We start from the raw sequence: 11,585 nt of genomic DNA, 5'->3' as shown, positions 1-11,585 counted from the left end.
CCTACACCGATTTGAGACGAAAGGTTGTTTTCTTTCCTTGCGTATCGGCAGGTAATGGACCCGGGCATGCCGCCCCGCGACTCCACAGCGTTTCACGTCCTCAAGAGGGGGGATGTCATGAAAAAAGCGCTCGTTCCCGCAAGCCTGCTTGCAGGCGCCTTGCTTGTCGGCGCCTTGCCCACATTCGCCGGGGGAGGCCGCATCGGCTTCCATGGCGTCATTGTCGAACCATCCTGCCCGGTAGGCGAAGGCAAGCTCGATTGTCCGGCGGGTCGCCGAGGCGATGCCATCATCCGCTTGCTCGATACGCCCCTGACACAAGCCGACGCCAGGCTGTCGTTGTTCGACTACGCCCTGCACCGCGATCCGTCACGGTCATGGCGCCTGGTCGAGGTCACCTACCGTTGACTCCGCGGACGGGTCATCCCCAGATGGCACGATCGAGGTCATGATCCAGGCCGAAGGCGCTCATGGGCACGCGCCCGTCCTTCACGACCACCCCCTCGTCCTTCAACCGCCGGCACTGTTCGCGATAACCCCGCGTGCCGGCGGGAATGCCGATCTTGCCGTCGGCACGCAACACGCGATGCCATGGCAGGTCGAGGCGATTGGGCGCCTCGCCGAGCACCCGGCCGATCAGACGGGCCCGGCCGGGATACCCGGCACGAGCCGCGATGGCGCTGTAGCTGGCCACCCGGCCACGGGGAATGGCCGCGACCGCATCGATGATCCGCTGCGCCCGCAGCGCGCGGGCCTCGTCATCGTCGAGTACATCGTTCATGGTTGTTTCGTGCATGTCCGGGGCCTCCGTTGAGCGTACCATCGGAATCCCCCGACGACGGACCAGCAGGTAGCCATGCGGCATTTCGAAGCGATTCGCTCCCATCTGGGCGGCATTCACAAGCTCCGCCAGAACGAGCCCTACATCATCAGCTTCGACCTCGAGTTGCCGGACGGGCGGCACCAGGGCATCTACCTGGCCGAACTCGAAGACGCCGAAGGCCAGCGCTTCCTGCGCCTGTCGACGCCGATCGGCCCCCTGGCCGGCGTGGATGCGCGGCGCTGCCTGCGCTTCAATTGGGAGCAGCGCACCGGATACCTGGCCGAAGCCGATCTCGATGGCTCGCCCTACCTGCACCTGTGCGAGAACCGCCCATACGACTACCTGGATGAGCGCGAACTGGCCCGGCTGATCGAAGAGCTCGGCGCCATCGGCGACCAGCTGGAGCAGGTCGTCAACGGCGAGGCCGACGCACTGTAGGAGTCAGAACAGCAGGCGGCCCAGCTTGACCAGGCCGTAGCCGAGCCCCGCCGTGATGGGCAGGGTGAGGATCCATGCCCAGACCATGCGCTCGACCACTGACCAGCGGATGGCGTTGAAACGCTTGGCCGCGCCCACGCCCATGATCGACGCGGAAACGTTGTGGGTGGTCGACACCGGCACGCCCAGCATGGAAGCGGTAAGGATCACGGCCGCGGAACTGCCTTCGGCGGCGAAGCCGTTGATGGGATGCAGCTTCACCATCTTGTGACCGAGCGTCTTGATGATGCGCCAGCCGCCACCGGCGGTACCCCCGGCCATGGTCAACGCGCAGACCACCTTCACCCAGATCGGGATCGGGAAGCCGCCAGCCGCCGCGGGGTCGTGCGGGATGCGCAGGAAATGCAGGAACGCGGGCAGGTGGTCGAACTGGCCGGCCGCCGTCGCGCCGGCCAGGGCCAGGGCGATGATGCCCATGCTCTTCTGCGCGTCGTTCATGCCATGGGACAGGCCCATGGCACTGGCCGAGACGATCTGCGCCTTGCCGAAGAAGCTGTTCACGAACGGCGTGCGGCCGAAGCGGCGCAACGGGCCCTTGCGGCTGGAGAAGAAACCCAGCAACGCGTAGAGGCCACCCATGATGGCGAATCCGATCACGAAGCCGAGGAAGGGCGAGACGATCATCGGCACGATGACCTTGGGCACCACCCCCTTGCCGAGCCACCAGTGCGCGCCGCCTTGCCACCAGATGATCGAATGGAAGTTGTCGCCCGCGGCCGCCAGCGCCGCGCCGCACAGGCCGCCGACCAGTGCATGGCTGGAACTGGAAGGCAGGCCCAGCCACCAGGTGATCAGGTTCCAGATGGTGGCGCCGAGCAGTGCGCTGATCAGCAGGTGCGAGCCGACCTCGACCACGCCCGTGTCGATCAGGCCAGAGGCGATCGTCGCCGCCACGGCCGTGCCCCAGAGGGCGCCCGCCAGGTTGGTGACGGCGGCCAGCAGGACCGCCTGGCCCGGCGTGAGTACCTTGGTCGCGACCACGGTGGCGATGGAATTCGCCGTGTCGTGGAAGCCATTGATGTAGGTGAACGCGAGGGCGATCAGGACGACCGCGATAACCATGCTCATGGGGCGCCCGCCGTCAGGAGTTCTTGAGCACGATCGAATAGACGACGTTGCCGACGTCCCGGCACTTGTCCACGGCCTTCTCGACCAGTTCGAAGAGGTCCTTGGCGAGGATGGCCCGGAGCGGATCGGAGGCTTCGGCGTAAAGGGTGCGGTACGGGTCGAGCAGCAACCGGTCGGCCTCGGACTCCAACGCCTGGAGCTGGTCGCGCAGCTTCTTCACCGGGTCGATCTTCAGGCCGTGGCGGAGTTGTCCGATCATCGCCACCACGACGTCGGCCGAGCGTTCGAGCAGCGCCGCGCGCTGGCTGAAATCGATGCCCTGCAGGCGCTCGGCGACGATCACGTAGCGCTCGGCGAATTTCTCGATGGTCTTGGGTATCTTGTACAGCGCCGAGTTCAGGGCCTCGATGTCCTCGCGATCCAGGGCGGTGACGAAGGTGTTCACCAGTTCCTCGCCGATCTGCCCGTGCAAGGCCTTCTCGCGGGCACGTGCCGTGCTGAAGGCGGCCATCACCGGGGTACGGTCGGTCTGGGTCACCAGCTCGTGCATGGCCCGCGCGCTTTCACGCGCGGCCTCGGCGCTGGCCTCGAGCAGCCCATAGAACTTGTCGCCCTTACCGAAGATCGTCTGGAGAGAAAACATGGCGTCGCCTGGGGAACCTTGGGGATTTATGACGCTAATGTTACCGGACTGAGCCTGGCGATGCCGTGGGCTCCCCGGAAGAACCTCCACGACCCGGCACGGCCCATCTGCTATATAAGCCCCCGATGCTCTCCGAACTCCTGCTGGTCCTCGTCCTGTCCCTCGGCAACGGCTTCTTCGCCCTGTCCGAGATGTCCGTCGTCGCGTCGCGCAAGAGCCGGCTCAAGCAGCTGGCCAGGGACAGCCGGCGCGCCCGCGTCGCCCTGCAACTGGCCGAATCGCCGGAGCGTTTCCTCTCCACCGTCCAGGTCGGCATGACCCTGATCATCCTGGTCACGGGCGCGGTGGCCGGCGACAGCCTGGGCGAAAAATTCGCCGAACTCCTGCACGGCGGCGGCCCACTCTGGCTGGAACCATATGTGCGCGTGGTCGGCTGGCTGCTCGGCTTCCTGCTGATGTCGCTGGTCCAGATCGTCATCGGCGAACTCGTGCCCAAGCGCGCGGCCCTCTCCGCCCCCGAACGCATCGCCTGCCAGATCGCCATGCCGATGCTGGTGATTTCGCGCATCACCCTGCCGATGGTCTGGTTGCTCAACCATCTTTCCACCGGCATCCTCCGCGTGCTCCGCCTGCACCGCGCCAGCGCCAGCGCGGCCACCGAAGAGGAGATCCGTCTCCTCGTGGCGGAAAGTGCCGAGCAAGGCATCCTCGACAGCGACGAGCGCAACATGGTCAACCGCGTGCTGCGCCTGGGCGACCGCACGGTGGACTCGGTCATGACGCCGCGCATGAAGATCGCCTGGCTGGACGTTGCCGCATCGCGCGAGGATAACCTCGAGGTACTGCGCGAAACGCAGTTCTCTCGCTATCCCGTCTACCGGCGTGACGAAAGCGAAGTGGTCGGCACGGTCGAGGTGAAATCACTCATCGGCTCGCTTGAGCGCGGCCAGGTCGACCTTTTCGCCCGCATCGCCCGTCCGCTCTTCGTGCCCGCGACGGCACGGGCCCTCGACCTGCTCGAGGCTTTTCGCGATGCCGACACCCAGCTCGCCCTGGCGGTGGACGAATACGGCGATATCGAAGGCCTGGTCACCTTGAACGACCTGCTCACGGCCGTGGTGGGCGCCACCGCTCCCGCGGCCGACGACGCCGGGCAGGCAGGCCCCATCGTGCGCCGCGACGATGGCAGCTGGCTGGTCGACGGGTCGCTGCCCGCCGACGACCTGCGCGAACTGCTCCAACTGGACCGTCTTCCCAACGAGGAGGAACACGATTTCCGTACGGTGGCTGGCATGCTCACCACGCAGTTCGGCCACATACCGCAGGCGGGCGAGTCTTTCGGCTGGCAGGGCCACCGGTTCGAGGTGGTCGACATGGATGGTGCACGCATCGACAAGGTGCTGGTGAGCACCGTCGGCGCCGAAGAGCCCGCCGCCGGCGAATGACACCCGGGCAACGTAAAGCGGCGGTTCAAGCGCGGGCCGCGACAGTCGTTGCATGACCCCGACCGAACCGCGCGAAGACAAGACCGCCGCCCTGCTGAGGGCGGCGCTCATGTCCACCCCCGGTGAACGGATCACGATCGAGCAATTGCTCGAGCCGCTGAGGCACCGCGCCTTCGGCTTCCTCCTTCTCCTGCTGGCGATCCCCAATTTCATACCCGTGCCGCTGGGCATCGGTGGGATCATGGGCGTCTTCGTGATCGCGCTCGGGCTGGAGATGCTGATCGGTCTCGAGCATCCGTGGATCCCCGGCTTCCTTCGTCGGCGCACGATGTCACGCGAGGGTCTGTTGCGTTTCCTCGATCGCGTCGCGCCCATGACGCACCGGCTGGAAAGGATCTGCAGGCCACGCCTGCAGCGCCTCACGCAGCGACCGTTCATCTTCGCCTCGGGCGCCATCATGATCCTCATCGGCCTCCTGCTGGCCTTGCCGATCCCTTTCACCAACTATGTGTTCGGCGGCATGCTGATCGCCTTCGCCTTCGCGCTGGTGGAGCGCGACGGCGTCCTGCTGCTCATGGTCTGGGTAACGACAGTGGCGATCGTGATCGCCTCGGCCACCTTCAGCCGCGCGCTGGCCGACCTCTTTCGCCACATGTTCTAGGCGTTCAACACGATCCGGGCTTGCGGGGGCCGTGGCGCACAGGCGATCCTGCGCGCTTTACCCAGGCGACGACGATCCATGGAAAATCCCGGCTACGCCCGCCGCCTCACCCTCATGGACGCCGCGCTCATCGTCGTGGGCGGGATCATCGGTGGCGGCATCTTCCTCAATCCCGGCATCGTCGCGCAGCGCACCGGCTCGGGCTGGGTGTTGCTGGGACTCTGGGTCGCCGGCGGCCTGCTTACGCTGATCGGCTGCCTTTGCTACGCCGAACTCGGCGCGCGGCGACCGGAGGCGGGCGGCAGCTACGTCTACCTGCGCGAAGCCTTCGGCCGGCTGGCCGGATTCCTGTTCGGATGGACCATGCTGCTGGTGATCTACAGCGGCAGCAGCGCGGCGGTGGCGACCATCTTCGGCAGCTACGCCACGTCCGTGTTCGGCCTTTCGCCCGGCCTGATCAAGCCGCTCGCCATCGGCGCGCTCGTCTTCGTCACGGGGCTCAACCTCTTTGGCATCCGCTTCGGCGCCCAGGTGCAGAACGTCTTCGCCATACTGAAGCTCACCGCCATCGTCGTGCTGGTGGTCACCGGCGTCGCTTTCGCGGGAGCCGGCACCACACAGGCGCTGGAGGCGAGCCCGACCCAGGTGACCGGCAGCCTCGCCGGCGCCCTGTTGCCGGTGTTGTTCGCCTTCTCCGGCTTCAGCTACCTCAACAACCTCGCCGGCGAGGTCCGCGATCCGCAGCGCACCCTGCCGCGAGCGCTGATCGTGGGCATGCTGGTGGTGATCGCCGCCTATGTGCTCACCAACTATGCATACCTCGCCGTGCTCGGCCACGACGGGCTAGCGGCGAGCCAGGCACCGGCAGCCGACGTGATGAGCCGCGTGTTCGGCACCGCCGGCGCGAAGCTGATCGCCATCGGCATCGCCATCTCCACGCTCGGTTTCTGCAACATCACCCTCGTCGCCGGCGCCCGCGTCCTCCAGGTGATGGGACAGGACGGCCTTTTCTTCTCCAGCGTGGCCAGGCTGCACCCGCGCTATCGCACGCCGAACATCGCGCTGATGATGCTTTCGGCGTGGGCCATCGTGCTCGTATGGATCGCCAACTACGGGCAACTGCTCGATTTCGCCGCGTTCGGCGACTGGGCCGCCTACGCGGTCACCATCGCCACGCTGTTCTGGTATCGCCGGCATGCCCAGGGGCGGCCCGCGTTCGCCACGCCCGCCTATCCCTTGCTTCCACTGGTCTTCCTCGCCACCGTGATCGGCGTGGTCGTGGCATATACCTGGGACAAGCCACTCAGTGCCGGGGTGGTCTGCCTCGTGGTGCTGTCGGGACTGCCCGTCTACGCGGTGTGGCGACGGCTGTTCAGTAAAGTCGCTCGCTGAACCATGGCACGGATGCCACAATGACCCGGTTCAGTTGAGGAAAGCCGATGGCACAGCAAGGTCCGACGTCTCCCGTACCCGTTCCGCCCAAGCAGGACGCCCGTCAACCGGCGCCCAAGCCGGTACGTGAAGGCATCGACCTCATCGTCAACGACAAGCGCTACCGGCACACGGGCGACAAGACCATGCCCCTGCTCTGGTACCTGCGCGACGTGCTGCGCCTGACCGGCGCGAAGTACGGCTGCGACCAGGGCGATTGCGGCTTCTGCACGGTCATCGTCGACGGCAAGGCCGTGGCCTCCTGCCAGACGAAGATGGAAAAGATGTCCGGCAAGCGGGTGACCACGGTCGAAGGCCTGTCCGCCGCGGACGGCACGCTGCACCCCGTGCAGCAGGCCTGGATCGACGAGGACGCCATCATGTGCGGGTTCTGCCAACCTGGTCAGATCATGGCCGCGGTGGACCTGCTCTCGCGGCAGAAGAATCCCTCCGACGCGGATATCGACAAGATCGGCAACCTTTGCCGTTGCGGCAGCTACGGCCGTATCCGCAAGGCGATCAAGCGCGCCGCCGGCGCAATGAAGGACCCGAAGGCATGAGTGGCGAGGTCCGACTTTCCCGCCGCCGGTTCCTGAAATATGCCGCCGGCACCGCCGGCGCGCTGGTGATCGGCGTCGGCACCGCGGAGGCCCTGGATCGCCCGCCGCCGCTCGGCCTGCTGGGCGACGCCTGGGCCCAGGTCGGCCCTTACCTGCGTATCGCCGCCGACGGCCGCATCTATATCGGCGTGCGCGATCCCGACAACGGCGAAGGCACGTCCACATCGCTGGCGCGGATCATCGCCGAGGAACTCGACGCCGATTGGTCGCGCGTGATCGTCGAACCGCTCGGTCTCGGCGTCACGCAGGGCAACGGCGAGCCGAAATTCACCTATGGCCGCCAGCGTAGCGGTGACGCCACCAGCATTCCCGCCGCCTGGGCCGACCTGCGCCAGGCCGGCGCATTGGGCCGCTGGCTGCTCCTGCAGGCGGCCGCGCGCCGCCTTGGCGTCCCGGCGGAACAGCTTCGCGGCGAAAGCGGCATGGTCATCGCCGCCGACGGCCGGAGGATTTCCTATGCCGACCTTGCCACGGCGGCGGCCGGCATCGATGCGCCCTCCACGCCACCTCCGCTGAAGCAAGCGGAGCGTTATCACCTCATAGGCCAGCCGGCCGGTGACGTGGATGCGCGCGCGGTCGTCACCGGCACGTTGCGCTACGCCTTCGACGAGAGCATCGGCGACCCGGTGATCGCGGTACTGGCACGCTGTCCCTATCCCGGGGGGTCGCTCGACACCGCCGACCGCGACGCGGCGAAAAAAGTCGAGGGCGTCTTCGATGTGATCGAAATCACTCCCGAACAAGGCCAGCAGCCCGGTCTCGCCGCCCAGGCACCCGCGCTGGTGGTGCTCGCGCGCGACACCTGGTCGGCCCTGTCCGGCCGCGCCGCGTTGAAAGCGACCTGGAAGCCCGGCGACACCACCGAGGCGCCCAGCTCCGCCCTCGAGCAGAAGGCGCTCGACCTGTTCGGCGACGATGCCGCGGCGCCGACCACCGTGCGCAACGACGGCGATATCACCGCCGCGCGCAAGAAGGCCGCGCGTGCACTCGAAGCCACGTATTTCCAGCCCTGGGTCGCGCATGCCACGGCGGAAACCCCCAATTGCGTCGTCCGCCTCGATCCGGACACCAGCGTGACGGTGATCGCCGCCACGCAGTCGCCGCGCCAGGCATACACCGTCGTGCAACGCATGACCGGGTTCCGTCCCGACCAGATCGACATCCAGGTGCCGCGTGGCGGCGGCGGTTTCGGCCGCCGGCTGGAGCAGGACTACATCGCCGAGGCCATGGCGATCGCCCTGGCCAAGAAGCCCGACGAGATCCGCAACCGGCCGGTCAAGGTGCTCTGGACCCGCGATGACGACCTGGCGCGCGACTACTACCGTCCGCTGGCCGTGCATCGCCTCAACGCGTCGCTGGACCGGAAGAAGAACATCGTCGGCTGGCACCAGCGCATGGCCAGCCCTTCCGCACTGGTGGGCCGGGCCACGCCGGACAACCGGCTCTGGCAATCGGAACTGGTCGCCGACGCCTTGCCTGCGGGACTCGTTCCCAACTTCCGCAGTGACTGGTATCCGCTGGAATCGACGCTGGCCCGTGGCGAATGGCGAGGTTCACCGCACGTCACGCCCACCTTCGCCAGTGAGAGTTTCATCGATGAACTCGCGCACGCGATCAAGGCGAATCCGCTCGACTTCCGTCTCGCCCTGCTCGGCGAGCCGCGCCAGTTGCCGTACAACGGCCGTGGCGGCCCCATCGATACCGCGCGCATGGCGAACGTGCTGAAGCTCGCCGCCGACAAGCTCGACTGGAGCCGCTGGCTGCGCAGCGAGAATGGGCTTGGCATCGCCTGCGCCTACGTCTTCGGCGCCTACGTGGCCCACGCCATCGAAGTGGCGCCGACCACCGATGGCATCGACATCCATCGCGTGGTCTGCGTGGCCGACGTGGGCCGCGCGATCAATCCCCTTGGCCTGGAAGCCCAGTTGCAGGGCGCCACGCTGGATGCGCTGTCCACCGCCCTCAACCTCGCCATCACGGTGAAGGACGGTAAGGTGCAGCAGACGGGCTTCCGCGACTACCCGGTCGCCGCCACGCAGCCGATGCCCTACGAGGTGGAGACGGTGATCGTGCCATCCACCGCCGATCCGGCCGGCGCCAGCGTGATCGGCGTACCCTCGGCGGCGCCGGCACTCGCGAACGCCGTCTTCCGCGCCACCGCCGTGCGCGTACGCCGATTGCCCCTGCTGCGCGAACTGGCGCGACTGCGCTAGTCCCTTGCCTTTCACCGCCCCGAGGTACCGCATGACCATCGCATCGTTTACCTCGGGCCCTCCGGCCCAGCGGACCGACGCCGACCTGATCGGCAGCAACAAGCGCTTCTACGACGCCTTGTGGACGGACGCGAAGCTATTCGCGCCCGAGCGGTTCAACACCTGGCCGCTGGTGGCCGAACTGGCCGCGCAAACCTCTCGGCGCCTGGAAGTCGCTCCCGGGCTGCGCCCCCGCCTGCCACTGGCCGACACCCAGTTCGTCGACCTCAGCCGGCCCGCGCTGGCCGAGCTGGGCCGGCACGGCGCCCGCGTGGCCAACGCCATGATCGGCGCCCTGCCCTTTCGCGAAGCGAGCTTCGACTTCGTTTGCGCCTTCGACATCCTCGAACACGTGGTGGACGACGAGGGTGCGCTGGGCGAGCTGGCCCGCGTGGCCGAACCCGGCGCGCGCCTGCTGATCTCGGTCCCCCTGCACCCCGATGCGTGGACGGCCTTCGACGACTTCGTAGGCCACTACCGCCGCTACGAGCCCGACGCGATCCGCGCGCTTCTGGGACGCCACGGGTTCACCATCGAGCGCAGCGCGGTCTATGGCATGCAGCCGAAATCGTCGAAACTGCTCGACCTCGGGCAGTGGTTCCTCACCCACCAGCGCGCCCGCGCGATGTGGTGGTACAACCGGGTGTTCATGCCGCTGGGCGTGCGCTTCCAGAAGCCGTTGGCCTTCACGGCCGGCTTCGAACCCGGTCCCGGAGTCGACGAAGTCCTGCTGGTCTGCCGCAAGGCCAGTACTTAAATCGAGCAAAAACAGGGGCTTTACACATGGCGCGGCGCAACTGGTTATGATGCGCCACCTTCCCCGCCCCGGACGCAAGCTGCATGCTCTATCTCATGCACGAATGGCAACGCTCGATGCTCAGCCCGCTCTCCTATTGGGCGGAGGCGGGCGCGAAGATGTTCGGCGATATCGCCAGCCCGTTCGCCCGGGTGCCGGGCGCGGAACGCGCCGCCGCCGGTTACGAACTCATGTACCGGCTGGGCAAGGCCTACGAAAAACCTGAATTCGATATCCACAGCGTGCACGCCCACGGCCACGATGTCGCCATCGTCGAACAGGTCGCCATGGCCAAGCCGTTCTGTACCCTCAAGCGGTTCAAGCGCTTCTCCGACGACCAGGCCACCGTCGACAAGATGAAGAACGATCCGGCCGTGCTGGTCGTCGCACCGCTGTCCGGCCACCATTCCACGCTGCTGCGCGACACCGTCCGCACGCTGCTGCGCGACCACAAGGTGTACATCACCGACTGGGTCGACGCGCGCATGATCCCGCTCGACCAGGGCTCGTTCTCGCTGGCCGACTACGTGTCGTATATCGAGGAATTCATCCGCCATGTCGGCGTGCATCGCGCGCATGTGGTCTCGGTCTGCCAGCCCACGGTGCCGGTGCTCGCGGCCGTATCGCTGATGGCCGCCCGCGGCGAAGCCACGCCGGCCACGCTTACCCTCATGGGCGGTCCGATCGACACGCGCAAGAGCCCCACCAGCGTCGACAACCTGGCCACCACGCGTCCGCTGTCGTGGTTCCGCAACCAGCTGATCCACAAGGTGCCCTACCAGTACCCGGGAGCGGGCCGCGAAGTCTACCCGGGCTTCCTGCAGCACGCGGGGTTCATCGCGATGAATCCGAGCCGCCACGTGATGTCGCACTGGGACTTCTACGAGAACCTGCGCAAGGGCGACCTCGACGACGCCGACCAGCATCGCAAGTTCTACGACGAGTACAACGCCGTGCTCGACATGCCGGCCGAGTACTACCTCGATACGATCGAAACCGTGTTCCAGGAACACCGCCTGCCCAAGGGTACCTGGGAGGTGCACGGTGAACTGGTGCAACCGGCGAAGATCAAGGACACCGCGCTGCTCACCATCGAAGGCGAGCTCGACGACATCTCCGGCCTTGGCCAGACCGAAGCGGCGCACGGCCTGTGCAAGGGCATCGCGAAGAAACGCCGCAAGCACATCACGATCGAGGGCGCCGGCCACTACGGTATCTTCAGCGGCCGCCGCTGGCGCGACGTGGTTTATCCGGATGTCCGTGATTTCATCAAGGCCTTCGATCGCGGCAACAGCAACACCGGCGCCCAAGGCACCCGCAAGGCCTGATGACCAGGCAAAAGCCCGCC

At 66.9% G+C, this 11,585-nt stretch carries 12 protein-coding genes; 9 read left to right on the top strand and 3 right to left on the bottom strand.

The window, feature by feature from the left end; all coding sequences use genetic code 11:
* Positions 1–117 precede the first annotated feature (117 nt).
* Positions 118–408: a hypothetical protein gene (locus tag J2T07_RS10610; RefSeq protein ID WP_306849747.1), complete on the top strand. Its 291-nt coding sequence runs from the start codon at positions 118–120 to the stop codon at positions 406–408.
* 13 nt (positions 409–421) lie between these two features.
* Here the strand turns inward: J2T07_RS10610 and J2T07_RS10605 are convergent, their stop codons facing one another.
* The gene (locus J2T07_RS10605) at positions 422–781 is read right to left on the bottom strand and encodes an MGMT family protein (protein ID WP_306849745.1); all 360 of its coding nucleotides are present in this window, start codon (positions 779–781) and stop codon (positions 422–424) included.
* A 75-nt stretch (positions 782–856) separates the two neighbouring features.
* On the opposite strand from J2T07_RS10605, the gene J2T07_RS10600 reads away from it, so the two are divergent.
* Positions 857–1,261 carry a hypothetical protein gene (locus J2T07_RS10600; protein WP_306849743.1) on the top strand — a complete coding sequence of 135 codons (405 nt, stop codon included), beginning with the start codon at positions 857–859 and terminating at the stop codon, positions 1,259–1,261.
* A gap of 3 nt (positions 1,262–1,264) precedes the next feature.
* Here J2T07_RS10600 and J2T07_RS10595 read toward each other — a convergent pair whose 3' ends face one another.
* On the bottom strand, positions 1,265–2,389 hold the full coding sequence (locus J2T07_RS10595) for an inorganic phosphate transporter (protein WP_306849741.1): 1,125 nt from the start codon (positions 2,387–2,389) through the stop codon (positions 1,265–1,267).
* A gap of 13 nt (positions 2,390–2,402) precedes the next feature.
* Entirely contained in the window at positions 2,403–3,032 is a 630-nt protein-coding gene (locus J2T07_RS10590) for a DUF47 domain-containing protein (RefSeq protein WP_306849739.1), read from the bottom strand.
* A gap of 125 nt (positions 3,033–3,157) precedes the next feature.
* Between J2T07_RS10590 and J2T07_RS10585 the strand changes: the two genes are divergently transcribed.
* From J2T07_RS10585 to J2T07_RS10555, 7 genes are all read left to right on the top strand, one after another.
* Positions 3,158–4,477, top strand: a complete 1,320-nt coding sequence (locus J2T07_RS10585; protein WP_306849738.1) for a hemolysin family protein — start codon at positions 3,158–3,160, stop codon at positions 4,475–4,477.
* Between the two features lie 52 nt (positions 4,478–4,529).
* Positions 4,530–5,138 (top strand): exopolysaccharide biosynthesis protein, encoded by a 609-nt coding sequence (locus J2T07_RS10580; RefSeq protein ID WP_306849737.1) that lies wholly within the window; start codon positions 4,530–4,532, stop codon positions 5,136–5,138.
* A 78-nt stretch (positions 5,139–5,216) separates the two neighbouring features.
* Positions 5,217–6,530, top strand: coding sequence for an APC family permease (locus J2T07_RS10575; protein WP_306849735.1), 1,314 nt, complete (start codon positions 5,217–5,219; stop codon positions 6,528–6,530).
* Between the two features lie 47 nt (positions 6,531–6,577).
* Positions 6,578–7,129, top strand: a complete 552-nt coding sequence (locus tag J2T07_RS10570) for a (2Fe-2S)-binding protein (RefSeq protein WP_306849734.1) — start codon at positions 6,578–6,580, stop codon at positions 7,127–7,129.
* Positions 7,126–9,402 (top strand): xanthine dehydrogenase family protein molybdopterin-binding subunit, encoded by a 2,277-nt coding sequence (locus tag J2T07_RS10565; protein WP_306849733.1) that lies wholly within the window; start codon positions 7,126–7,128, stop codon positions 9,400–9,402. The genes J2T07_RS10570 and J2T07_RS10565 overlap by 4 nt, the downstream gene beginning before the upstream one ends.
* Positions 9,403–9,433: 31 nt before the next feature.
* Positions 9,434–10,198, top strand: a complete 765-nt coding sequence (locus J2T07_RS10560; RefSeq protein ID WP_306849732.1) for a class I SAM-dependent methyltransferase — start codon at positions 9,434–9,436, stop codon at positions 10,196–10,198.
* Between the two features lie 83 nt (positions 10,199–10,281).
* Complete coding sequence (locus J2T07_RS10555; RefSeq protein WP_306849731.1) at positions 10,282–11,565, top strand: polyhydroxyalkanoate depolymerase; 1,284 nt, start codon at positions 10,282–10,284, stop codon at positions 11,563–11,565.
* Positions 11,566–11,585: the final 20 nt, after the last annotated feature.

The organism is Luteibacter jiangsuensis, from assembly GCF_030812295.1.
Classification (GTDB): Bacteria; Pseudomonadota; Gammaproteobacteria; order Xanthomonadales; family Rhodanobacteraceae; genus Luteibacter; species Luteibacter jiangsuensis_A.
Note: the sequence above shows the minus strand (reverse complement) of the source record. Positions and strands in the feature narration are given on the sequence as shown.